The organism is Brachyspira suanatina (genome assembly GCF_001049755.1).
Taxonomy (GTDB): domain Bacteria; phylum Spirochaetota; class Brachyspiria; order Brachyspirales; family Brachyspiraceae; genus Brachyspira; species Brachyspira suanatina.
The window spans coordinates 1,239,906-1,266,434 of the sequence record NZ_CVLB01000001.1 but is presented as its reverse complement, the minus strand read 5'-3'; the positions used below and the strand labels follow the sequence as shown (position 1 = coordinate 1,266,434).

At 26.1% G+C, this 26,529-nt stretch carries 22 protein-coding genes; 12 read left to right on the top strand and 10 right to left on the bottom strand.

What is annotated here, in order from left to right:
- Nucleotides 1–46 precede the first annotated feature (46 nt).
- The 5 genes from BRSU_RS05510 to BRSU_RS05490 all read right to left on the bottom strand — a co-directional run bounded on the left by BRSU_RS05510 (nt 47) and on the right by BRSU_RS05490 (nt 4,269).
- Nucleotides 47–802, bottom strand: coding sequence for an ethanolamine utilization protein (locus BRSU_RS05510; protein ID WP_048594282.1), 756 nt, complete (start codon nt 800–802; stop codon nt 47–49).
- Nucleotides 803–833: 31 nt separating this feature from the next.
- Nucleotides 834–1,613, bottom strand: a complete 780-nt coding sequence (locus tag BRSU_RS05505) for an ABC transporter ATP-binding protein (protein ID WP_048594281.1) — start codon at nt 1,611–1,613, stop codon at nt 834–836.
- A 6-nt stretch (nt 1,614–1,619) separates the two neighbouring features.
- On the bottom strand, nt 1,620–2,627 hold the full coding sequence (locus tag BRSU_RS05500) for a FecCD family ABC transporter permease (RefSeq protein ID WP_048594280.1): 1,008 nt from the start codon (nt 2,625–2,627) through the stop codon (nt 1,620–1,622).
- Between the two features lie 5 nt (nt 2,628–2,632).
- Nucleotides 2,633–3,574: an ABC transporter substrate-binding protein gene (locus BRSU_RS05495; protein ID WP_048594279.1), complete on the bottom strand. Its 942-nt coding sequence runs from the start codon at nt 3,572–3,574 to the stop codon at nt 2,633–2,635.
- 62 nt (nt 3,575–3,636) lie between these two features.
- Nucleotides 3,637–4,269, bottom strand: coding sequence for a MotA/TolQ/ExbB proton channel family protein (locus tag BRSU_RS05490; protein WP_012670085.1), 633 nt, complete (start codon nt 4,267–4,269; stop codon nt 3,637–3,639).
- Nucleotides 4,270–4,590: 321 nt separating this feature from the next.
- On the opposite strand from BRSU_RS05490, the gene argC reads away from it, so the two are divergent.
- The 5 genes from argC to BRSU_RS05465 all read left to right on the top strand — a co-directional run bounded on the left by argC (nt 4,591) and on the right by BRSU_RS05465 (nt 10,990).
- A complete protein-coding gene (gene argC, locus BRSU_RS05485; RefSeq protein WP_048594278.1) occupies nt 4,591–5,649 on the top strand; it encodes an N-acetyl-gamma-glutamyl-phosphate reductase in 1,059 nt (352 codons plus the stop codon).
- A gap of 127 nt (nt 5,650–5,776) precedes the next feature.
- Complete coding sequence (argJ, locus tag BRSU_RS05480) at nt 5,777–7,006, top strand: bifunctional glutamate N-acetyltransferase/amino-acid acetyltransferase ArgJ (protein ID WP_048594277.1); 1,230 nt, start codon at nt 5,777–5,779, stop codon at nt 7,004–7,006.
- Nucleotides 7,007–7,846: 840 nt separating this feature from the next.
- Nucleotides 7,847–8,713 (top strand): acetylglutamate kinase, encoded by an 867-nt coding sequence (gene argB / locus BRSU_RS05475; RefSeq protein WP_048594276.1) that lies wholly within the window; start codon nt 7,847–7,849, stop codon nt 8,711–8,713.
- A 34-nt stretch (nt 8,714–8,747) separates the two neighbouring features.
- The gene (locus BRSU_RS05470) at nt 8,748–9,980 is read left to right on the top strand and encodes an aspartate aminotransferase family protein (RefSeq protein ID WP_048594275.1); all 1,233 of its coding nucleotides are present in this window, start codon (nt 8,748–8,750) and stop codon (nt 9,978–9,980) included.
- A gap of 452 nt (nt 9,981–10,432) precedes the next feature.
- Entirely contained in the window at nt 10,433–10,990 is a 558-nt protein-coding gene (locus tag BRSU_RS05465) for a DUF4416 family protein (protein ID WP_048594274.1), read from the top strand.
- 3 nt (nt 10,991–10,993) lie between these two features.
- Here BRSU_RS05465 and BRSU_RS05460 read toward each other — a convergent pair whose 3' ends face one another.
- From BRSU_RS05460 to BRSU_RS05450, 3 genes are all read right to left on the bottom strand, one after another.
- Nucleotides 10,994–13,258 carry a methyl-accepting chemotaxis protein gene (locus BRSU_RS05460; RefSeq protein ID WP_048594273.1) on the bottom strand — a complete coding sequence of 755 codons (2,265 nt, stop codon included), beginning with the start codon at nt 13,256–13,258 and terminating at the stop codon, nt 10,994–10,996.
- A gap of 222 nt (nt 13,259–13,480) precedes the next feature.
- Complete coding sequence (locus tag BRSU_RS05455; protein ID WP_048594272.1) at nt 13,481–15,715, bottom strand: methyl-accepting chemotaxis protein; 2,235 nt, start codon at nt 15,713–15,715, stop codon at nt 13,481–13,483.
- 68 nt (nt 15,716–15,783) lie between these two features.
- Nucleotides 15,784–16,587 (bottom strand): flagellin N-terminal helical domain-containing protein, encoded by an 804-nt coding sequence (locus tag BRSU_RS05450; protein WP_048594271.1) that lies wholly within the window; start codon nt 16,585–16,587, stop codon nt 15,784–15,786.
- 220 nt (nt 16,588–16,807) lie between these two features.
- Here BRSU_RS05450 and BRSU_RS05445 point away from each other — a divergent pair, with 220 nt between their 5' ends.
- The 7 genes from BRSU_RS05445 to BRSU_RS05415 all read left to right on the top strand — a co-directional run bounded on the left by BRSU_RS05445 (nt 16,808) and on the right by BRSU_RS05415 (nt 24,530).
- Nucleotides 16,808–17,932, top strand: coding sequence for a glycosyltransferase family 4 protein (locus tag BRSU_RS05445; RefSeq protein ID WP_048594270.1), 1,125 nt, complete (start codon nt 16,808–16,810; stop codon nt 17,930–17,932).
- Nucleotides 17,933–18,012: 80 nt separating this feature from the next.
- The gene (locus BRSU_RS05440) at nt 18,013–19,890 is read left to right on the top strand and encodes an AMP-dependent synthetase/ligase (RefSeq protein WP_048594269.1); all 1,878 of its coding nucleotides are present in this window, start codon (nt 18,013–18,015) and stop codon (nt 19,888–19,890) included.
- A 486-nt stretch (nt 19,891–20,376) separates the two neighbouring features.
- The gene (rlmB, locus tag BRSU_RS05435) at nt 20,377–21,087 is read left to right on the top strand and encodes a 23S rRNA (guanosine(2251)-2'-O)-methyltransferase RlmB (RefSeq protein ID WP_048594268.1); all 711 of its coding nucleotides are present in this window, start codon (nt 20,377–20,379) and stop codon (nt 21,085–21,087) included.
- Between the two features lie 146 nt (nt 21,088–21,233).
- Nucleotides 21,234–21,599 (top strand): hypothetical protein, encoded by a 366-nt coding sequence (locus BRSU_RS05430; RefSeq protein ID WP_048594267.1) that lies wholly within the window; start codon nt 21,234–21,236, stop codon nt 21,597–21,599.
- 19 nt (nt 21,600–21,618) lie between these two features.
- Nucleotides 21,619–22,455, top strand: coding sequence for a hypothetical protein (locus BRSU_RS05425; protein ID WP_048594266.1), 837 nt, complete (start codon nt 21,619–21,621; stop codon nt 22,453–22,455).
- A gap of 191 nt (nt 22,456–22,646) precedes the next feature.
- A complete protein-coding gene (locus BRSU_RS05420; protein ID WP_048594265.1) occupies nt 22,647–23,387 on the top strand; it encodes a class I SAM-dependent methyltransferase in 741 nt (246 codons plus the stop codon).
- 453 nt (nt 23,388–23,840) lie between these two features.
- Nucleotides 23,841–24,530, top strand: a complete 690-nt coding sequence (locus BRSU_RS05415; protein WP_048594264.1) for a class I SAM-dependent methyltransferase — start codon at nt 23,841–23,843, stop codon at nt 24,528–24,530.
- A gap of 75 nt (nt 24,531–24,605) precedes the next feature.
- Here BRSU_RS05415 and BRSU_RS05410 read toward each other — a convergent pair whose 3' ends face one another.
- Together BRSU_RS05410 and mscL are read right to left on the bottom strand one after the other, a co-directional pair.
- Nucleotides 24,606–25,811 carry a dicarboxylate/amino acid:cation symporter gene (locus tag BRSU_RS05410; RefSeq protein WP_048594263.1) on the bottom strand — a complete coding sequence of 402 codons (1,206 nt, stop codon included), beginning with the start codon at nt 25,809–25,811 and terminating at the stop codon, nt 24,606–24,608.
- A 211-nt stretch (nt 25,812–26,022) separates the two neighbouring features.
- Nucleotides 26,023–26,493 (bottom strand): large conductance mechanosensitive channel protein MscL, encoded by a 471-nt coding sequence (mscL, locus tag BRSU_RS05405; RefSeq protein ID WP_048594262.1) that lies wholly within the window; start codon nt 26,491–26,493, stop codon nt 26,023–26,025.
- Between the last annotated feature and the right edge of the window lie 36 nt (nt 26,494–26,529).

The window sequence follows — 26,529 nt, the reverse complement described above, 5'->3', positions numbered from 1 at the left end:
TTATACTAATAGAAAAAAATTTGTCAAAATATATATTGAATATTTTTTATTCAAGTATATCTTTACCTGTATATGCTATTAACATCAATATATAAACAGCACTGCTCATACGATTCAAAACTTTAATAATATCTTCTCTTTCATTTTTTAATGCATTATAAGCTATTAATTCAGTTTCTCTAACTGCTGTTCTTATCAAATTAAGTTTTATAACTGTATAAGGCATATCACAATTGATAAATACATGATCACATCCGAAATACTCTTTGGGATGATGAGATATTTTTCTAATCTCTTCCTCTGTCAAATCAAATATAGTATCTAATTCTAAACTTTTATTTGTAACTTCTGAATATAATATTGTATGAATAAGTTTATGATACTTTTTTAAATATTCTAATAACTTATATTCTTGCCTTTCTTTAAATTCATACTCTATATCTGTTATCAAAGCAAGCAAACTATCTAATTTACCTCTTAATATTATTCTAGGATGATTTTTTTCCGCCAATACATTATCATATAAATGAGTATAATTTTCTGGTTTAGTATCTAGTATTTTATTAGTTTCATAATCTATATAGTATTCAATATTTTCTATTTCTTTTATTCCATACGATTTAGGATTTGATGTAAAGCTTCCAACATTACAATTATTAGTTTTTATTTTAATTTCTATATTTTTAGACTCTAAATATTTTCTTGCAGCAGGAGTTAAAAAATATCCATATTCTATAAAATATTCTGATACATCTTTATCAAGTATATCATTTATAATCATTTCTTCTGTTATAACTCTCATAAACAAACTCTATATTAATTTTATAATAACACTATTTCCATTTATCAAAAGATTTATTCATATAATTTATTACATCTATATCATATATACTATTAAGCATAGCAATATCAAAATCTTCAATACTTCCAAAATACTGAAAACTTCCATTTTTCAAAACCAATAATTTATCAGACAAATTAAAAGCGGCATTTATATCATGAAGTACAGCTATAATGCATCTTGAACCATTTAAAACCCATTCTTTTAAACTATCAATTAATTCTATCTGACTATTTAAATCCAAATGATTAGTAGGCTCATCCATAAGTATTATGCTAGGGTTTTGAACAAATGTTCTCGCTAAAAATACTCTTTGCAATTCTCCGCCTGAAAGTTCTGTTATTAATTTATCTTTTAAATGCATTATCTTTAGTTTTTCCATATAGTAAATTACAAACTCTTTATCCTCTTTTGTAGGCATTGATAATAATTTGTCTTTATAGCTTGAATACCTTCCCATCATTATAGTATCATAAGCAGTATATCCAAAATATATTGCTGATATCTGACTCATCATAGCCATTTCTTTATAAACATCTATTTTTTTTATATTTTCATTATTAATAAGTATTTCGCCTTTATCAAAATCTATTATTCTGCATAATGATTTAATCAAAGTAGTTTTTCCGCATCCATTAGGACCTATAATACATAAACTTTCATTTGCATTTACATCAAAAGATATATTTTTTAAAACTTCTTTTTTATTTGAATAGCTTAAATATAAATTTTTAACTTCTATCATTTTATTTGTTTTATTTATATCATTCATAATAAATCACATTCCTTTATTATTGCTGCTTGATATAAATATATACAAAAAGAAAGGAGCCCCTATCACTGCAGTAACAATACCTATTGGGATATTAGAGCCTGAAACTACAATTCTTGAAAATATATCAGAAACATTTAATATTAATGCTCCCATTAAAGCAGACATAGGAAGTACAATTATATGCTTAGCGCCGAATATTTTTCTTGTTATGTGAGGAGATACTAAATCTATAAAACCAATTATTCCAGTAAATGCCACTAAAACCGCTGTTATAAACGATGAAATCAATATAAAAAATATTCTCATATTCTTAACATTTATACCAAGAGATAAACTAGTTTCATCTCCGAATGTCATTATATCTAATACGCTTGAATATTTCATTAGTAATAACAATGATATTAAAGTCATCAATATTATTATAAAAATATCTAATTTATTTCTTACAAATAAACTTCCAAGCTGCCAAAGTATTATTTGATTTGAATATTTTGGAAACATATATGATAAAAAACTCATTACAGAACTTAAAAATAATGATATAACTATACCAGCAAGTATTATAGAATTATTACTCATATACTTATCTATTTTTTTTGATATAAATAATATAAAAGATATAGTAATAAAAGAGAATACCATTGATACGCCTATAAAAAAATATTGATTAAAAGATACTGTCATAATTATAAGCAAAGCAGCTCCAAGTCCGGCACCTGATGATATGCCTAAATTATATACTGAAGCTAATGGATTTCTTAGTATTGACTGTATCACAACTCCTGTTATAGATAATGAAGCTCCAACAAATAATGATAATATAGAATGCTGAAGTCTAATGCCTATGATATCAGCATTTATTTTATCTATATTCATAAACTCTATATTAAAAATTTTATATAATAAAATAGCAAATACTTCTTTCGGATGTATGAATACGCTTCCTATACATATTGACAATACAGTAGAAATAATTACTAACAATAAAATTATAATAATTTTTTTTATCATTATAATTAATTCCTAATTATTTCAATATCTTTATATTCATTAGGATAAGCATATTTAGCCATCATAATCATAGCATTTACAATATTATGTGTAGGTAATGAAGATGAAGCTATATAATATACATCTTTATTTTTTATGGCATTTATATTCTGCCAAGATTTACGTTTTAATATTTCTTCTGTAGGATTATCAATATAGTCAACGCTTGTAAATATTATATCAGGATTTGAAAATAATATATTTTCTTCTGAAGTGCTTATCCAAGAATTTTTATCTGAAAATAAATTAGATGCTCCTATAATATTTATCATATCGTCTATATAAACATTAGTGCCGAATGAATATAAATTAGGCAAAGCAGATATTTCAAAATAAACTTTCTTTTTGTTTTGTATGCTTTCTCCTATAGTTCTAATATTTTCTATATTTTTATTCATAATGTTAATAATATTAGAAGCGGCATCACTTTTATTCAAAACATTACCTAAAAAAGTTATATCATCTTCTATAGATTTTATGGTATCGCTGCTAGGTATAACCGCAACACATATACCTGAAGCTTTTATAGAATCTAAAGAAGTTTTTCCAGAAAATACACTAAAATTATTAACAAAAACAATATCTGGTTTCATTGCTATGATTTTTTCTGAATCAGGATTAAGCATATCAAAAACAGGTATATTAGATACATCAATATTATTAGTCTGTAAAATTTCTTTTGAAGTAGAATCAAAAGAAATTATCTTATCTGAAATACCTAATGACAATATAATATCTGTAGCTGATGGTGTTAAAGATGCTATATTTTCTATTTTTTCAGGAAGAATAATATCATTTCCTGCCCTATCTTTCATATATAAGTTTTGATTATTTATATCTGCATTATTACATGAAAATAAAAATATACTAATAAAAATTAGAAATAAATATATTCTGATAGTTTTCATAAAAAACTTCTTTAATTTTTTAATTGCAGAAGTATAAACTAAAGAATTGTTATTGTCAATTATTAATTTTCTGTTTTAGTATTGCTGTCATTTATTATATAATCTGAAACTTCATTTGATAAATTTTCTATAAATAAAATTCTTTCATTAAGAGTATTTACAAAATAGTTATAAAATACAACTGTAGGTATGGCAATAATAAGCCCTGCTGCTGTAGTAAGAAGAGCATTAGCAATACCTGAAGCCAAAGCAGATGGGTTTCCGCTTCCTGCAACTGATATTACAGCAAAAGATTGTATCATACCAAGTATAGTACCTAAAAGTCCAAGTAATGGAGCAACTGTTGATATTGTAGAAAGTGCCGAAATAAATCTTTCGAGTCTTGGAAGCTCCTTATTGGATGCACTTTGCATAGATTCTTTAGGCATATCAATATTTTTAAGCCCTGACATTATAATATTTGCTAAAGGTGATTTTGATGTTTCACATAATGCAATAGCTGCTTTTAATTCTTTATCTTTTATTAAAGAAATAAGCTTAGGTGCTAATGAATTATCCTGTGATTTTATTCTAGTAAAATAAATAAATCTATCAACTATTATTGTTAATCCCAATACTGAAGATATAAGAAGTCCTATCCAGCAAACCATCATAGCAGAATTTAAAAGACTCTCTGAACCGAATATATTATTCATATATATAAATGCCCCATTAAAATATCATTATTGTTAAAACATTATAATTGCAAGAATATAAAAAATCAATATTTTAAAATATATTTTAAAAATAAATATAAAATTACTTGACATTTTTTATTATTTATAATAATATTATTGTCAATAGTAAATGTTTTTAGGAAAAAATAAAAATGTATAACGTAAATTCAATTAATTACAATTTATTTTTCAATAATTCTTCAAGGCGTTAAGCCTCTAATTTTCTTTTCAATAATTAAAATCTCATAAAAAAATAAAAACAAAATAATATTAACCATTAATATATAGGAGTATTGTATTATGATAAAAGTATCCGTTATAGGTGCAACAGGATATGCAGGTGCAGAATTAATAAGATTATTATTATCTCATAGTAAAGTAGAATTAAAAAATCTTTCTTCAAAAAGTTTTGTAGGAAAAAATATCAATGAGATATATCCTAATTTAAATAAAAACTTAGATAAATTATTATTAGATGAAAATGAAATATTTGAAGATACTGATGTTGTATTTGCATCATTGCCTGCAGGATTAAGCGATGATATTGCAAATAAATGTTTTGAAAAAAATATTTTGTTTATAGATTTAGGTGCTGATTTCAGATTAGATGATGAAGAAGATTATAAAAATTGGTATGGTAATGAATATAAATATAAAAATCTTCATAAAGAAGCAATATACTCAATACCTGAAATAATTAAATATGATAATGTATATAATAAAAAAGAATTAAAGAATGCAAAAATTATAGGTAATCCAGGCTGCTACCCTACTTCTATAGGTTTAGCATTAGCCCCAGCATTGGTAAATAAATTGATAATTAAAGATGATATTATAATCGATTCAAAATCAGGTGCGACAGGTGCAGGAAGAGAGTTAAAATTAAATACACACTACACTGAATGTAATGAAGCATTTGCTCCTTATAAAATTGCAGAGCATAGACATACACCTGAAATAGAACAGACATTATCAAATATATACGGCGAAGATATAAAAGTTACTTTTGTTCCTCATTTGCTTCCATTAAATAGAGGAATAGTTTCAACAATATATGCTAAATTAGAAAATAAAAATATTAAATTAGAAGATATACATAATACTTATAAAGATTTTTATAAAGATTCAGCATTTGTAAGAGTATTGAATATAAAAGAGATAGCAAATTTAAAATATGTTAAATACTCAAATTATTGTGATATATCTTTGCATATGGATGATAGAACAAATAAATTAATAATAGTATCAACAATAGATAATATGGTAAAAGGAGCTGCAGGACAGGCAATACAAAATATGAATATAGCTTTAGGCTTAAAAGAAGATGAAGGTTTAAATTTTATTCCTCCAGCTTTTTAAAATATAAAAATTGTGAATGCTTGGTATACATTTAATGTGAACAATTTTTATTAATATAATAAAAAAGAATATAACAAATTGATTTAATAAATAACAATTGATTTTATAAATAAATAGGAGATTATAAATGGATAGTTTTAAACAAATTGAAGGCGGAATATGTGCTTCTGAAGGTTTCTTAGCAAACGGAATACATACTGGTATAAAAAAGAATAGCGAAAAAAAAGATTTAGCAATAATTTATAGTAAAAGTCTATGTTCTGCTGCTGCAGTATATACTCAAAACAAAGCATGCGGAGCAAATATCACAGTAAGCAAAGAGCATTTAAAAGACGGAAAAGCAAAAGCTGTTATATGCAATTCCGGAAATGCTAATACTTGTAATAAAGACGGTGTGGATAAAGCAAAAGAAATGTGCAAACTCACAGCTGATGTATTAGGTATTGATGAAAAAGATGTGGCTGTTGCTTCTACTGGTGTTATAGGAGTTCCTTTACCAATAGAGCCAATACAAAAAAATATAAAGACACTTATAGAGAATGCAAATCATTCTGCAGAGTATGCCAAAAATGCCGCAAATGCCATAATGACTACTGACACATTTATGAAAGAAATAGCTTATGAATTTGAAATTGACGGAAAGAAAGTTCATATAGGCGGAATGTCAAAAGGAAGCGGTATGATTCACCCTAATATGGCTACAATGCTTGCTTTTGTAACTACTGACTGCAACATATCAAGCGAAATGCTTCAAAAGGCTTTAAGCGAAGATGTTAAATATACATACAATATGATCAGTGTTGACGGAGATACTTCTACAAATGATATGTGCGTTGTGCTTGCAAACGGAGAAGCTAAAAATACTTTAATTGATAAAGAAGATGATAATTATAAAATATTTTGCAAAGCATTGAATATGACAAATACTTATTTATCAAAGCAAATGGCTAAAGACGGAGAAGGTGCTACAAAATTAATTGAATGCGAAGTAATTAATGCTGAAAGTTTAAAATTGGCAAGAAAGATAGCTAAATCTGTAATAACTTCAAATTTGGTAAAGGCTGCTATGTATGGATGCGATATGAATTGGGGAAGAATTTCATGTGCCATAGGTTATACTGATGCTGATTTTGATATAAATAAAGTTTCTATAAATGTTGGTTCAAAATACGGTGAAATGAATGTTTATAAAGACGGATACGGTGTAGAGTTCGATGAAGATGAAGCTTTAAAAATATTAAAAGAAGATGAAATAAAAATAACAATAGATATGAACTGCGGAGAAAGTAAAGCTACAGCTTGGGGATGTGATTTAACTTATGATTATGTAAAAATTAATGGTTCTTACAGAAGTTAAAATTTGATATATGAAATGATTATATTTTATAAAATTATAGTTATTTAATAACGTATAAGCATTCATTAATATTATAAAATATTAATAAATATAAGTTAAATATATTTTAAATGTAGTATATACTGAAAATTTTAGAGTTTGTCAAAATTAATTTTTTAATTAAAAATACTTGCAGGGCTTTGCCCCGCACCCCAGTTCTTTTATTAGTATAAAAGAACCAAAAAAACTGCATTTTTATCCCCAATTTTAAGTATTATCACACATTTAATATATATTGTAATAATATAAGGTTATAGCACTTGCGTTTTTTGCAACTTTTTTGTGCGGTAAAAAAGTTGATAATACATATATAAAGTGCATAAGTTGACAAACTTAAAAATTTTCAGTATATTTAAACAATTATATTTTTTTACTTCTTAAATTATTATTTTTATNTTATAGTTATTTAATAACGTATAAGCATTCATTAATATTATAAAATATTAATAAATATAAGTTAAATATATTTTAAATGTAGTATATACTGAAAATTTTAGAGTTTGTCAAAATTAATTTTTTAATTAAAAATACTTGCAGGGCTTTGCCCCGCACCCCAGTTCTTTTATTAGTATAAAAGAACCAAAAAAACTGCATTTTTATCCCCAATTTTAAGTATTATCACACATTTAATATATATTGTAATAATATAAGGTTATAGCACTTGCGTTTTTTGCAACTTTTTTGTGCGGTAAAAAAGTTGATAATACATCTACAAAAATATTAAAATTTACAAAATATAATTGTTTAGGTATATATTAAAATTTATAAAAATAATTTAATTAAATAATTAAGGAAATAAAAATGGATAATATTTCAAATAGAGATAAAGCATTTATACTTAATCAGGCATTGCCTTATATACAGAAATACACAGGAAAAACCGTTGTAATAAAATACGGCGGAAGTGCTATGGAAAATCCTGAATTAAAAAAGAAAGTTATGAGCGATGTTGCTTTGCTTTCTACTGTGGGAATAAATGTTATTGTTGTGCATGGCGGAGGAAAAGATATTACTGCTATGCTTAATAAAATAGGAAAAGAATCAAAATTTATAAATGGTTTAAGATACACTGACAGCGAAACTGCTGAAATAGTAAAAATGGTTCTTGCTGGTAAAGTTAATAAAGAGTTGGTAGCATCTTTAGAAAACTGCGGAGGTAAATGTCTTGGTATATGCGGTATTGACGGAAAGATGTTTAAAGTAAGCAAATACAAAGGTGATGATGATTTGGGATTTGTAGGCGATGTTGATGATGTTGATACAGATTTGCTTAATACAATTATATCAAATAAATATATTCCAATAGTTGCAACTGTAGGATGCGATGATGAAGGAAATGTTTATAATATTAATGCTGATACTGCCGCTGCAAAAATAGCAGAGAGCTTAAAAGCTGAAACTTTAATATATATGACTGATACGCCAGGACTTTTAAAAGATAAAGATGATGAAAACACTTTAATAAGTCAAATTAATATTAAAGATATAGAAAATCTTATAAAAGACGGTACTATATCAGGAGGAATGATACCTAAAGTTAAGCATTGTATAGATGCAGTTGATAATGGTGTATCAAAAGTATTTATAATAGATGGAAGATTATGCCATTCATTATTAATAGAAATGTTCACCGATGAAGGTATAGGAACTATGTTTCATAAAGATTGATAATCTTAAAAAATTGTAATTGGGAGTAAAAAAAATGCCTTGTAAGAAAACAAATAATAATCAAGATAATGAAAAATCAAAATTAAAAAAAGAATATATTAATAATAATAAAAAATATGTTGCCAATACTTATGCTAGATTTGATATAGTTTTGGAATCTGGAAAAGATTGTAAATTAAAAGATATAGAAGGAAAAGAGTATATTGATTTAGGAAGCGGTATAGGAGTTAATAGCATTGGTTATGGAAATAAAAATTATATAAATGCCGTAGCTAATCAATTAAAAACTCTTCAGCATACATCAAACCTATACTATACAAAACCTTATATAGATTTAGCAAAAAAACTATGCACTATTACAAAATATGATAAAGTATTTTTCTGCAACTCTGGTGCTGAAGCAAATGAAGCTGCTATTAAATGTGCTAGAAAATACTCTTTCAATAAATATGCTAATAATGATAAAAATTATAAAAGAAACAAAATAGTAACTTTAAAAAATTCTTTTCATGGCAGAACTATGGCTACAATTTCAGCTACAGGACAAGATATTTTTCATAATTACTTTTTCCCATTTTTGGAAGGTTTCGAATTTGCAGAGGCAAACAATTATGAAGACACTGTAGAAAAATTAAAAGATAATGCCTGTGCTATGATGATGGAGCTTATACAAGGAGAAGGTGGAGTTATACCTCTTGATAAAGAATATGTGCAAAAAGTACAAAAATACTGCGAAGAAAATGATATACTTTTTATAGTCGATGAAGTACAGACAGGTGCAGGAAGAACAGGAAAATTCTTATGCTCTGAGCATTTTGGTATAAAGCCTGATATCACTACATTGGCTAAAGGTTTAGGAGGAGGACTTCCTATAGGTGCAATGCTTATGAGTAAAAAATGTTCTGATGTATTTGTTCCGGGAGATCATGCTTCTACATTCGGAGCTAATCCCGTTGTTGCTGCCGGTGCTTTGGAAGTATTAAATATAATAGATAAAAACTTATTAAAAGAAGTTGAAAAGAAATCTAAATATATAAAAAGTAAATTAACAAAACTTGATAATGTTGTAAGCGTAGACGGAATAGGCTTAATGCTTGGAATAGGTTTGAAAGAAGGATTAAATGCAAGAGAAATAGTAGAAAAATGCATATCAAAAGGAGCTATTCCATTAACTGCTAAAAACAAAATAAGACTTCTTCCACCTCTCACAATAACAGACAAAGAATTAGAAAAAGCCATTTCAATACTTTGCGAGTGTTTAGGATAGAGATAATAGACCTGCTTTATAATGATGTTTTTTACATTATCAAGCAGGTTTATTTTATTTGTATTCACTTTTAAAAATTATCGAATAGATAAAGCACAAGCGCTATGACTTTACATATTATAAATAATACAAATTATTTTTATTCATAATCAAAAATTATAAACTACAAAAGCACCTCATATTATATATTATCAGAAGTTTTGTTAAAATAAAATAATGTTAGTGTTTTAGAGATTTTTATATCTTAACAAAAAATTATAATATGTGGAATATAGATATATAATAAATAAAAGAAAAATTACAGAGTATTCTTGAAATAATTTAAAATATTGTAGATTGTATTAATAAATAATGATTCATAGTTTATATAAATTAACATAGTAAACTTTTTTTGTCAATATAAAAAATATAATATATTGCTTATTTAAAAATATAATATAATATATAGCATTATGAGTAAAGTTCTGAAACAATCTAAAGCAGTTCTTGTTGCTGCCTTAATGTATAATGATATAAATATTTATAATTCTGTATTAAAAAAACTTATAGACAATTTTGGTGAAATTGAAATTATCAGTGACGAATATTTATTTTCACATTCTGCATATTACAAAGAAGAGATGGGAGAATCTTTAAATAAAAGGTTTATAGTTTTTAAGAATATGATAGAAAGAGATTATATAAGCGATGTTAAAAAAATAACTGACAGTATAGAAAAAGAATATTCAGATGAAAATAATAATAGAAAAATTAATATAGACCCTGCCATACTAACATTAGAAAATTTCATTCTAGTTACAAATAAAAACTTTACACATAGAATATATTTAAAAGACGGAGTATTTGCAGATTTAACTCTTATATACAAAAAGAAAAAAGGTTATACAGAATTAGAATGGACTTATGCTGATTATTCAAGCTATGAAACAAAAAAGTTTTTAAATAAAATAAGAGAGCTTTTCTACAATAGACTTATAGAAAGCTCTCCATTCGGTTCTAATTGGAAATAATATTTAAGAATCTTGTATGCCAGAAATTCTTACAAACTCTTTATCCCATACCCCTATATGTTCTATTAAGAGTTTAGCTAAAAGTTCTGAAAAATCTGTAGCTATCTGACGCCAATCGCTGCTTGATTTAAATGCTTTATACTGATCATCAATAGCTTTTTCAAATTTTCTATGTTCTTCAAAATGTTCTTTAATCTTATGATATTTATCTTTATTAGCAACTTGTATTTTTTGTTCTTCAGCAAAATGGTATTTAGTATAGTTAATAGCACCTTTAAATGCTTCATCAACATCTTCTTTTACACCATTATATAAAGCTGAATGAACTTTATTAGCATATTCTATAATTTGAACATGCTGACCATCTATAGTTTTATTATGAGTATAATACTGATCAAGCCACTCTAATTTCTTAGCTCCTACTTTAAAGAAAGCCATAGCATTAGATAATTCTTCCATTTGTTCTTCAAGTTCTTTAGATGATTCATGCATAGATGAAACTAATGAACTATTGCCTTGAGTTTGAGCATCCATATTTGACATAGCATTATTTATACTGTCTATACCTATTAATTGTTCTTTAGTAGTATTAGCCATATCAGCAATAACTCTTGTAGTTTCTTCAATTTTGCTTTCTATATCTTCAAATAAAGTTCTTGACATATTAGCAGAATCTGTTGCCTTTTTTACCTTCTCATTACTTTCTGTAATAAATGAAGTAATATTATTAACAGAGCTTTGAGTAGTCTGAGCCAAGTTTCTAACCTCTGAAGCTACAACAGCAAATCCTCTGCCCTGCTCTCCTGCTCTTGCTGCCTCTACTGAAGCATTTAAAGCTAATATATTAGTTTGGAATGCTATATCTTCAATAAACTTTACTAATCCGCTAATCTTTTGGCTGTATTCAAATGCTTGACTAGTATTTTGAGCTGTTTCAGAAATAATACTTCCAGCTTCTTCTACAGCATTTCTTGCATCTATCATCATATCATTAATAATAGCAGCATTTTCAGCAGTTTTCTTTATAGTACTTGAAATTTCTTCTGTAGCTTCAGCTGTCTTTTCCAAATCCGATGCCTGATTCAAAGTTCTTGTAGCTAAATCTTTATTTGAATATGATAAGGAATAAGCTGTTCTTTTAGTTAAAGCAACGTTTGAATTGGCTACATCTATAATATCTCTTATAGATGTTTTCATATTATCAAAACTTTTTATTAATTCTCCTATCTCATCTCTTCTTCCGAAATATTTATTATTTACTTCAAAAGTTAAATCACCCTTAGATATTAAATTTGCTAATCTCAAAGCCTCTTTAAGAGGAGATGTTAATCTTCTTGTGAATCCTACAATTATAATTGTTACAGTAACTATTATAGCTATTCCAAATAATATTGAGAATATGATAGTTCGTCCTAATGAAGAATATAACTCTTTTTCCAACATAGTTATTATAATATACCAATCTGTATTATCTACATTATAATATGACATTAAATATTTTTGATTATCAGCACTATCCTTATAATGCATTATACCATTTTTATTTTTAAAAACTTCATCATAAGGAATATTATTTCCTGCAGTAGTTAAAATTTTAGTACTATCATTATGAGCCAATATTTTTTTATTGTCGTCTATTATAGATATTCTTCCAGTTTCTCCTATTTTCACATTTAGAATATATCCATTAATTAAATCTCCCCAATCTACGTTTCCAGATAATACTCCTATAACTTTTCCTGTATTATCTTTTATTCCAGCCCATACTCTATATGTAGGATTTCCTGTGGCAACTGATTTACTTACGCTAGCCTCACCTCCGGAATTATATCCTCCAGCAACAAACTTTTTCCAACCATCATCATTTCTATCCATAGTTACATTATTAAGAATTCCATTTTCAGAATCTATTATAGCATTTCCATTTAAATCCAATAAAATAAAATTAATAAAAGATCTTTTAGAAGTCTTAAAATATTTTAAAGCTTCTTCAGCGCTAACTCTTAAAGTTTCATCTTGAGTATTAAGTAAAAAATTTATTAATGCCTGAGAAGTAACAAAATTAGCCATAGAGGAATGATTATCTTCCAGCCAAAGATTGATCAAATTTTTATAAGAAACTGATGTGGATTCAAATCCGCTCTCAACAGCATCATCTATAGCTTTTGTACTAAAAAACAATGCAACACCAACACTAAGTAATATAGATAAAACTATAGCTGTTACAAACAACACAGGTATTTTGAATCTTAAACTATATATTTTCATACTTTCTCCCGAAGTAGATTATTAATTTTAATGTACAAATAAAATAATAACACTTATAAAAATAATTTCAACATAAAACATTTTTCTTATAAGTATTAATTATTAATAAGTATATAATATTCCATTTCCTTTAATTAATTATATAATTAAAAGATAATAAAAGTTTTTTATATTACAAAATATTTTTATTAATAATATCGTATATAATATAAAATTTTATTACTATATTCCAACCATTTTTACAAATTCTTTATCCCAAACTCCAATATGCTGAATAAGCCACTTACTTAATATATTTGCCATATCCAAAGCTGTATTTTTCCATTCATTTGAAGTATTAAGTTCATCTATTTTTCTAGCCACTAAATTTTCAAAACTTCTATGCTGTTCAAAATGTTCCTTTATTTTTTTATATCTATCAGCATTTTCATTTTGTAGTTTCTCTTCATCCGAAAAATGATATTTAGTATAATCCAATGTCATATTAAATACATTTTTTACTCTTTCAGAATCTTCTTCATATATAGCCGAATATATATCATTAATAAAATTTAATAATTTTTTATGCTGTTCATCTATATATTCATTATTAGTATTATAATTTTCAGACCAATCCAAATGATAAACACCTGTTTTAAAAAAGCTTATAGCACTAAAAAAGTTATTAGTTTGCTTTTCCAATTCTGAAGAAGAATGTTTCATAAGTTCTACCAAATCGGCATTATCTTTAGTCTTAGCATCTATACTAAGCATAGAATTATTAATTTTAGAAACATCTTCCTGCTGTTTATTAATCTTTACAACTACATCTTTCATTATATTGGTAGTGTTTTCTATTTTTTTCTCTATTTCAACGAATAATTTTTGTGACATATTAGCAGAATCAGTTGCTTTTTTAATTTTATCATTACTATCTTCTATTAAAGAAGTAATATTCTTAGCTGACTCTGATGTATTCAATGCCAAATTTCTAACTTCAGAAGCAACAACAGCAAATCCTCTTCCCTGTTCTCCTGCTCTTGCTGCCTCTACCGAAGCATTCAAAGCCAATATATTAGTTTGAAATGCAATATCTTCAATAATCTTTATTATATAGCCTATCTTTTTACTGGATTCAAAAACAAGTTCTGTATTTTTAGCTGTATCAAATATTATAGAACCTGCATTATTTATTTCATTTCTGGCATCTATCATGCCGTCACTCATAGATTTCATATCATTAGTTGATTCATCTATGGAAATAGAAATGTTTTTCATAAATGATGTTGTAGCATTTATATCGGAGGCTTGAGATATAGTTCGCTCTGATAAATCTTTATTTGAATAATATAAACTATAAGCTGTTCTTTTTGTTTGAGAAATATTTGAATTTACAACTTTAATAATATCTTTTATAACTTTTTTCATCTTATTAAAGCTATTTAAAATATCTCCTATTTCATCTTTTCTATTCAAATGTTTTTTAGATATTACAGTAGTTAAATCTCCATTTGCAATATTGTCTGCCTCTTTAACAATCTCTTTAATAGGAGATGTTATATATTTTGAAAATATCCAAATCATAATAATAGATAAAAAAATCAAAATAGCTGCTATATATATAGGATGTCTTAACATATTATTTACAGGATTATAAAGTTCGCTTTCAGCTATAGTGGCAACTATATACCAATGAGGATATATTATAGGACTGAAATACATCATATAAAGTTTATTATCATTATCTCTATAATGCTTAATAGATTTTTTTAATACAGTCATATCATCAAGAGCTTTAAAATCTTTTAAACTGTTTAAAATTTTATTTTCATCTTTATGAGCAATGATATTCTTATCCTCATCAACTATCATTATATTACCTGTATTTCCTATTTTAGCAAATGAAATACAATGCTTTATAAAATCTGACCAATCTATATGAGATGATAAAACTCCTATAACATTTCCATTATTATCTTTAATATCAGCATACATTTTGTAAACGATATCGCCTGTTATTGAAGATTTAACAATTCCCATTTTTTCAGTTTGATTTTTATACAAAGAAAAATCTGAATCATAACCATTATTATAGTTGATCAAAGATCCATTTTCTGAATCAAGAAGAACTTTACCTTCTCTATTCAAAATAGTAAAATGCAATGAGGCATTTCTATAATTTTTAAATCCTATTAAAGTATTGCTTGCCATCTGAGTATTATACTCATCAGCAGATAACAAATAATTGACTATACTTTCATTAGTAGCAAAACTTTCAATTATTGATTTTTGATGTTCTATCCATAGATTGGCTGTACCCTCATAGGCAGCAGCAGTAGTTTCAAATCCATTTTGAGCCGCTATATCAACAGACTTTAATGATATTAAAAACATTATAACTGTTATTACAAATATTGATAATGTAATAGAAAGTCCCATAATAAGCGGTATTTTAAATGTCAAACTATTAAGTTTCATTTTTTAACCCTTATTATAAAATTTGAACTACATTATACCATAATTGTAAAATTAAATCAAATTACTAACTATCTTAATAGGTTTAAAGCATCCTTAGGCAAATTATTAGAATGTACAAGCATAGCCAAAGCAGATTGAGATTTTATTGAACTTATAGCCTCATAAATAGAAGCCTCAGCTACATCTCTATCCATTTTTTTACTACCATAAGCAATAGTATTTTCATAAGAGTTCATAAGCCCTTGAATATATGTATTAAATCTATTTTTATAAGCCCCTAAATCGGCTCTTTGTTTAATAACATATTCAATAGCATTATCTATCATTCCTATAGTTCTATTTGCTTTACTTGCAGAAGATACAGAAATATAACTATTAAATTCATTTTTTAATTTTAAAGAACTTGCTGTCATTGTAGCGACATAAATTCTTTTTCTCTGATCTCTGCTTGGCCCTATATGAATCCACATACTTGCAGAAGCATTAACTGTATTTGAAAATCTTCCTGTCAATATATTTAAAGTATTGAATTGTGCCTGACTTGCTACCCTATCTATTTCATCTATTAAACTTGATACCTCTGCCTGAATATATGATCTGTCAGAATTGTTATATATTCCATTTGCAGATTTTACTGCTAATTCTCTAATACGCTGCAATATATCTATTGTTTCTCCTAGATATCCATCGGCTGTTTGTATAAATGATATTCCGTCTTGAGTATTTTTTTCTGCACGAAGCATATATCTTCCTTGTACTAAAGGACCTTTCTCGCTTGCAAATAAACTAGGAAATTTTTTCTTATGTTCAGTAGAATTAACTTTTAAATATCTATTTGCTCTAATGGCATTAATATTATTTGTTATTATCATAAAAACCCCAACTATTTTATAAATGTAATAATATTTACTACATTATCGGTATTAATTAAAAATGCAAAAATAACATTTTTACAGAATAATTTTATACCTACTTGAACAAATAAGAAATATGAAAATAAAATAAATTTATAAATTCATATATTTTTATAAAATTAATATTTTTATGTTTATAATATTGTAAGATTATAAAAAATAAATTATTATTGATAAAATGAATAATATAAAAAAATTAGCTATACTTCATCCTACTTTTGGATATAACGGCGGTGCTGAAAATGTAATACTTGCATTCTCAAAATACTGTCATACTTTAAATATAGAAATAACTATTTATACTTATAGATTAAGAGATAATATACCAAATTATATAAAACAAATAAAAACTGATATAAAATTAAATCCTTTTATATTTAATAAAACTTCCAAATTTCTAGCAAATGAATTAATAAATTATGATGCCGTTTTAATACATAATTTTCCAGCAACTATATTCTTTGGGCTTGCTTCAAAATATGCACAAAAAAACAATATTAAACTTCCTAAAAGCTTTTGGTATTGCCATGAACCTAGTGTAAGGCTTTACGGGCATGATGATAAAAGCTATAAAAAACTTCAAAAGACTTGGGATATAATTGCAAGATATACAATGTACTTAGATAGACTCGGTGTAAGTAAAATAGATTATATAATGTCAAATAGTATAAGAACTAAAGAAGCAGTAAAAAGAGTTTATGACAGAGAAGCTGAAGTGATATACCCATGCATAACTGATACAGAAAATATTATACCTATTAATGAAGGAAAGCATTTTGTATATGTGGGAAGAATTGAAAAGCCTAAAAATTTAGAAAATACCATTATTGCTTTTAAATCATTTATTGAAAAGATAGAAGATAAAGAATTAAAATTTATAATAGCTGGAAAAGGCAGACATAAAAATAATTTAAAAAAACTCACAGAAAAATTAAATATGAATAATAATATTATATTCAAAGGTTTTGTAAGTGATGAAGAAAAAAAAGAACTATTAAATAAAAGTTATGCTTTAGTAATGCCTGCTATAAATGAACCATTCGGTCTTACTGTAATAGAAGCATTATACGCATCATGCATATCTATAATATCCGATAAATCCGGAGTATATGAAATAGTTAAAGATTTATCTATCAGCTGCAATATGGAAAATATAGAAGAAATAGTAAATACTATGTCATTAGCATATAGAGATAAAAATATAAAAAACAGTATCATAAACTCATCAAAATCAATATTATATACTTTTACAGTATCATCATATAGTGAAAATGTAATAAAATATATAGTAAATCACTTGTAATATTTCTAATATGTATTATAGTTATAATTGACTATGTATCATTTTATAGTTAAATAGTTAGAATTTATTACGGAGATATTATGAAAAATTACACATCTATACCTAGTGCTTTTTTTGAAACAGTTCAGAAAATGCCTCAAAGCCCAGCCTATAGATATAGAAATAATAAAGAAGAAAAAGTTACAATTACATATAAAAAACTTTATGATAAAGTAAATGCTATCGCTAAAGCATTCGATGTTAAAGGATTATCAAAAAAGCATGTTGCAATATTTTCAGAAAATAGAATAGAATGGTTTATATCCGATATGGCTCTTTTAGCATTAGGCTCTGCTGATGTTCCAAGAGGTATAGACTCTACATCCGATGAATTAAATTATATAATAGAACATAGTGAAGCTCAAGCAGTACTAGTAGAAAATGAATATGTTTTTAAAAAGATAGAAAAACATCATAAAGATTTATCATTGATAGTTTTTCTTGATAGTTCTAAACATGATCCTGATAATAATATTTATTCTTTTGAAAAGTTTTTAGAACTTGGAGAAGAAAGTTTAAATGGTGATGAAGAGTTTACTATAAAAAAAGCATCAAAATTAACCAATGAAAGTACAGCAACTATAATATACACTTCAGGAACTACAGGAAAACCAAAAGGAGTTATACTTACACATGGAAACATACTTCATAATGTAAGAGTTCTTCCAGATATAATAAAATTGCAGCCGGGAGAAAAACTTCTTACTATACTTCCTATTTGGCATATATATGAAAGAACAATATCCTATGTAACAGCTATAACAGGTTGTTTTACAGCTATCACAAATAAAAGATATTTAAAAAATGATTTCACAGAAGAAAGACCTGATATATTTATTTCCGTACCTGCAATATGGGTTAATATATATAATACTGTAATGAAAAATATAGATAGGAAAAGTACATTCGCTAGAAATCTTGCAAAATTTTTAATAAAAAGATCTATAAAATATATAAGAAGTGTGAGATTTCAAAATGATTTAGTTTATTTATTAGGCGATGAACATAAAAACGATAAGAAGTCAGAATATAGTATAGGTATGTTTGACCCTATTTATCATAAAATGGCTACAAAAATGGTATACAGCAAAATAAAAGAATTAACAGGAGGTAAAATGCGTCTTACTATATCAGGAGGCGGAGCTTTACCTATGTATATAGAAGACTTTATTGAGGCTGTAGGAATAAATTTGGTTGTAGGATGGGGTATAACAGAAACTTCTCCGGTTGTTACATTGAGATCACCTTTCAAAAATTATAGAGGTACTTGCGGTGCTCCAATTCCAGAGGTAAAAATAGAAGTAAGAGATAAAGACGGAAATATTTGTGAAGATGGAGTTATGGGAGTATGCTATATAAAAGGTCCGAATATTTTCAAAGAATATTATAAAGACCCTGAATTAACTAAACAGGCAAAAGTTGACGGATTCTTTAATTCTGGAGATTTAGGAACATATACTCAGCAGGGAGAAATAGTTTTAACAGGAAGAGCTAAAGAAACTATAGTACTTCTTACAGGAGAAAATGTAGAACCTCAGCCTATAGAAAATAAAGCATTGGAATCTCCTTATATTTCTCAAATTATGCTTGTAGGACAGGATAAGGCTTCCACAGGTGCAATTATAGTAATAAATAAAGAAAACATAAAAGAACATTTTGATAAACACAAAATTTCTTATGATGAAAAAACTCTTGCATCTTCAAAAGATGTTTATAAATTAATTAGAGAAGAATTAGATAATTTAATTAATTATAGAAATGGATTCAGACCTTATGAAGCTATAGCAAAAATGATAATAACAGATGAAGAGTTTACAATAGAAAATGGTCTTTTAACTCAATCTTTGAAAATAAAAAGAGCAAATGTTATGGAAGCATATAAAGATAAAATAGATGCTTTATATGATAAAGTAAAATAATTCATAATATATACGAAAATTTTTAAGTTTATAAATTTTTTTATTGTTCTTTTTCCCGCCGCACGCCACAGGCGGACAGTGTCAAAGAACCATACGAAGTACACCTGCGGCGAAAGTGCAAGGATAGAATTAGTACTAAATCATACTAATTTTGTCTTACATATAAGATAATTTCTTAAATTAAAGCTAAAATGTAGCCTTTTTGCTTCTCGCCTGCCTAAGGCACGCACAGCGAGACCGGCTGTGCCTTAACCAATACCAAAAGGTACCTACTCGGTAAAAGAACTGGGGGCTTTGCGTAAGCACGCAGAGCGGCACGACTGTGTGCTTCGCAGGGCAAAGCCACCACAAACAATAAAATTAAAAATCTAAATTTTGACAATTTAAAATTGTTTAGGTGTATTTATAATTTTGTATTCCTTATACAAATATTTAAAAAATTTATTTTTAATATATAATTAAAATAAAAATTTAGGAAAGTAAGTAATGTTCATAACAAGCAAAAACACAATAGTTGAAGCTATTTCAAAAGATTTAGTTCAAACTTTATATATAAAATTTCCAGTTTCAAAAAGAGAAAAAGACATTATAAAATTGGCTGAAAAAAAGAAAGTGCCAATCAAAAATGTTGATAAAAATGAAATGGAAAAAATTGTAGGCAAAATTTATTCAATAGCTGCTGATATAAAAGAAAATATTGAAATAGGTATAGACAGTTTTATAGAAAAAGCATTTGAAAAAAGAGAAAAACCCTTAATATTTATATTAGATTCTATAACTGATGTTCATAATTTAGGAGCTATAATAAGAAATGCTTACTTTTTTGATGTGGCAGGAATTATAATGCCGAAAGATAATTCAGCACCGATCAATGAAAAAGTTTATGAAATATCAGAAGGGGCTGCATATCATTTACCAATATCTATAGAAACTAACTTAAATAGAGTTATAGATTTAATGAAGGATAAAGGATTTTGGATATATTATGCAAGCGAGAAAGGAGAAACTTCATTAGAAGATTTTAAATTCAATTCTCCTACTGCAATTATATTAGGAAATGAACATAGCGGAGTCAGAGATATTTTGAAAAAAAATTCAGACGGAAGTATTATTATAAATGCGGTAAACGATTTTGATTCATTAAATGTATCTGCGGCATCTGCTATTATAGGTTATGCTTATTCTATTTACAAATAAATATTCTTAATGATATTTTATGAATATTGGTTAATATTGTTATATAATAATGTATATATTTATTTTTTTGCTTGCAATAATAGTAAAAAAGTATATATTAAATATATAGGATATAAAATTTAAGGCATAATATATGGAGATTTAAAATGCCTATAGCACCTTTAGACTTGCAACAATTATATATGCAGCAATCGCATATAGGACGTATGGAGCATACCAGAATGGCTGCAAAAACTATAGCTATGCAGTCAGAAGATAGAGATATACACAGAGACTCATATATAAAAGACTCAACTGTTGTAAAGTCTGAAAACATATCTGATGAAACTAGGGTTAAAGAAAAAAAAGACGAGCAAAGACCCAAAGATCAAGGATATATGTCATATAGAAAAAAGAATAAAAAAAGAATGACTGATAATAGTGATAACGATGAAGTAAATAATATTATAGAAATAGAAGAGGTTTCAGCAACAGAACAAACTAAAGGTTCTAAAATAGATTTTTTGGGATAAAATAAAGTAATATCTAATTATGCAAATTTTAATATCTGTAATCATTAATGTAGTTATATTGGCAGTTACCCTACCGCTGTTTTATATTTATATAGTTTCTAAAGCTAGAGAAAGATTAGAAAAAGAAACCATGTCTAAAGCCAGAGAAGAAATAGAAGCATTGGTAAAAGAATTTAATAATATAGCTTTATCAAGAATATCAATATTAGAAGATTCTATAGTAAGAGCTACTAGATTGATAAAAGAATTAAATAGCTTTCAAAATGATAAAAAAGACAATAATAATATCAACGATCCAGCTGTAGTTGTAAAAGAAGAAATAAAAAGTGAAGAAAATATAAATAAACAAGAAGAAAAAAAAATTGATGTTTCAGTACAAGAACCTAAAAATATAGAATCTAACAATTCTAATAAAAATGTAGTAATGAACAATGAAGATAAAAATAAAAAATTAGATATAAGAGTAGATGACAATAATACAAAAATAAACTCTAAAACAGAAAAGACAGAAAAAATAGAAAAAGAAGAGAAAAAAGAAATCAAACCTAAACCTAAAAAAAATAATATAGATACTGCCGCTAAAGCAATAGATGATGAAGCAAGAAGAGAAGTTATAGAAAAATTGAGAAGTAAATTAGACAGAACAATAAAAAACAATATGGCTATATATGATAAACCTATAGAAGATAAAACTATAGCATATGTTAATGATCCCTTAGATAATACAATAAAAGATTCTGATAAAAATGAAGATATAATTAAGCTATATAAACAAGGTTTTAGTAAAGAAGAAATAGCAAAAAAATTAAATTGTTCTATAACTGAAATAGATATAGTAATAGATTTAGAATTATAATTACTTGATATTATAATTAATAATAGTATAATGCAACATATTAAAATTTAAGGAGGTATATATATGAACTCACTCACTCACTCACTCACTCACTCACTCACTCACTCACTCACTCACTCACTCACTCACTCACTCACTCACATATAATTTAACTTTATTAAAAAAATTATGTTTACTAGGAGGTATTTATAATGCCTAGAAACATAATAGATAAACTAGCTTGGTGGATTCCAAATAAAGCAAAAAGAGAACAATTTAAAAATGATATTAATAAGGCAGTAATAGATTCTTTAATAAATATGCCAAAAAAAGAATTAATAGAAACATTTCCTGAATTATATAATCATATCTCAAATACTAAAACTAGACACAGTAATATAGTTACAAAATATTTATCTGGATTAAAAGGCATAGAAATAGGAGGATCAGCTCATGCTGATTTTGGAATTGATGTGATACATGTAAATATAGAAGATGAAAATAATCTTGTATATGAAAATGCAGCAGAACAAATAAAATACAGTGGAATTATACAAAAAACAGATATAATAGCTAGTGGAGATGATTTACCATTTAAAGATAATACAGTAGATTTTATATTAAGTAGTCATGTATTAGAACATTTTTTTGATCCTATTAAAGCATTAAAGGAATGGTATAGAGTTACAAAAAAAGGTGGATATATTTTGATGTTAGTTCCTCACAAAGAGAGAACTCCTGATAGGGATAGAAAAAGAACTACACTAGATGAATTAATAGATAGACATAATGGTAAAATAAAGTTAACCAATAACAATATATTGTTTCACTATTCTGTATGGATAACAGAAGATTTATTAGAATTATGTAAATATTTAAATTACAATGTAGTAGAATATCAGGATATTGATGATGCTGTAGGAAATGGTTTTACTATAGTAATACAAAAATAATATTTCATTGTAATATAACAATTAATATATAATAGTATCAATTGTTATATTACATTATATATAATAGATTATAAATATATATTTGAATTATATTATTTTTTTATACTTTCTCAAATTTTATAATAATAAATTATATTTTATTATTATAATAGCAAAAAATTCTAAATATTAATTTTGTAAAGAATATAGTCATAATTCTACAAAAAAGTTTAATAAAAAAATAAAAACTGTTGTATAACTAAAATATATATAATGATATATTTAGAATTATAATTTACTTGATATTATAATTAATAATAGTATAATGCAACATATTAAAATTTAAGGAAGTATACACTCACTCACTCACTCACTCACTCACTCACTCACTCACTCACTCACTCACTCACTCACTCACTATAAAATACAATTTTATATTTATAAAAATATTATGTTTATTAGGAGGTACTCATAATGCCTAAAAACATAATAGATAAATTAGCATGGTTTATACCAATAAGATCATTAAGAAATAAATTCAAAATAAATATGAAAAAACATATTATAAATAATTATAAATATATAAAAAAAACTGCTAATAGTGAAATTGTAAACAAATATTTAACAGGATTGAAAGGTATAGAAATTGGCGGTGCTGCATATGCTGATTATGGTATAGATGCCATAAAAATAGATAGAGTTAATATATCATCTAATATAAATAATCCTTATTATTTAGAACAAACAAAACATAATAGTTTTATTCAAGATATAGACATTATAGCTGACGGTGATAATTTACCATTTAAAGATAATACAGTTGATTTTGTATTTACTAGCCATGTACTAGAACATTTTTTTGATCCAATTAAAGCATTAGAAGAATGGTATAGAGTTACAAAAAAAGGCGGATATATTTTTATGATAATACCGCATAAAGAAAGAACATTTGATAAAGATAGGGAAAGAACAACATTAAATGAACTTATAGGAAGACATAATGGCAGTATAAAATCTGAAAAACAATTTGATGATATGCATCATTCTGTTTGGATAACAGAGGATATTCTTGAACTATGCAAATATTTAAATTATAATGTAGTAGAGTATCATGATATGGATGATTGTAGAAAAGATGGCTTTATAATTGTAATATTAAAATAATATAATCAATATTTTTTAATAAAAAACCGCTTATTAAAATTAATTAATAAGCGGCTTTTTTAATATATGGCAAACTTATGCGTCTGTTTTTACAACTTTTTTCTTATAAATTGTATCAACTATAACACCCAAAGCATTATCACCAGATACATTACAAGCTGTACCGAATGAGTCTTGAGTTATGTATAAAGCAACCATTATTGCACTTAAAGGGCTATCAGGACCGCCAAGCCCAACCATATAAAGGAATGGTAAAGCTGTCATTATTGAACCGCCAGGAGCACCTGGAGAAGCTATCATAGCGATACCAAGCATAGCAATGAATGGAAGTACTGTACCATAAGTTATAGGTATCTGATTCATTAAACATACCGCTGTAGCACAGGCTGTAATTGTTATCATAGAACCAGCCATATGAATATTAGCACAAAGAGGTACTACGAAATTTCTTATCTGCTCAGATATACCGTCTTTTTCAGCACACTGTAAATTAACAGGTATAGTAGCAGCTGATGACTGTGTACCTAAAGCTGTAGCATATCCTGCTATTTGGTTTCTCATAAGCATAAAAGGATTTTTCTTTCCTATTGAGCCAGATACTAAGAATGCTATTAATAAATAAAGTAAATGCATTATAATTACTACTATGAATACTTTCCACAATATTCCTAATATTACAAAAGTTTTTCCTGATCTAGTCATATCAACAAAAGTACCACAAATGTAAAGAGGCAAAAGAGGAATAATAGATACGCGTAAAACTTTATCTATTATAGTTGATAACTCTTTGAAAACATTATATAAATAATCTCCTATTTCTTTACCTCTCATAGAAGATATTCCAAGTCCTATAATGAAAGCAAATAAAACTGCTGCCAATGTATCCAAAAGCGGTGTAACGGTTATTGATAAATAAGGACTAACTGAATTTCCTGCTGCTGCTGCAATTTTTTGAATATCATCAGCACTCATAAAGCTAGGAAATAAATTGAATGCCACTAAAAATGATGCTGAACCTGCTATTAAAGTAGATCCATAAGCTAAAGCACAAGTTACAAGTAATAAGAAACCAGAGCCTTCTTTTAAGTCTGCTATACCCATAGATACATAAGAAACAATCATCAAAGGTATTACAAATTTTAGGTAGGAGCTGAATATTCCCGAAGCTGTAACGATAATTCTGGATATTACTTCTGGTATAAAATGCTGCCCAAATAATATACCGAGTAAAATTCCAATAATAAGTCTTGGAACTAGACCGAGTTTAAACTTTTTTTCCATTAGTTTCTCCTAATTAGTAGTATATACTATATAATATAATACAAAAAAACTAATATGTAAATAGATAGTACATTTTTTTTAATTATACTATATATAACAATATATTAAAAACATACTATATTACTATATATAATATTAAAAAAGTATAAAATATCACTATAATAAACGATATATGTAAATAAAAATATCATAAATATAAAAATATAGTAAATCATTCTTTAACAACTAAATCAGATGTACAATGCGGACATTTTACAGCATTAATGTTTATACTAGAATAGCAATAAGGACAAACTTTTTCTTTTAATTCTTTATCATCTTTTTCTTTTTTTGTAGATTTTTCTTGTATTTTATTGAATAATTTTATAATTATAAATAAAGATAAAGCAGTTATTATAAAACTTATTATTGTATTAATAAACATACCTACACCTATTACAACAGCACCAGCATTTCTAGCGGCTTCTATAGAATTATAAGTACCTAAAGTATCAGCACCTTTTTTTATCACTATAAATATATTGGAAAAATCTATACCGCTTAATATCATACCTATTGGCGGCATTAATATATCATCTACAAAAGAATTAACTATCTTTGTAAATGCTGCTCCAATGACTAAGCCTACGGCCATATCCAATATGCTTCCTTTCATAATAAATTTTTTAAACTCTTTTATCATAATAAAATCCCAATAATATTTTTTATTATATTATAT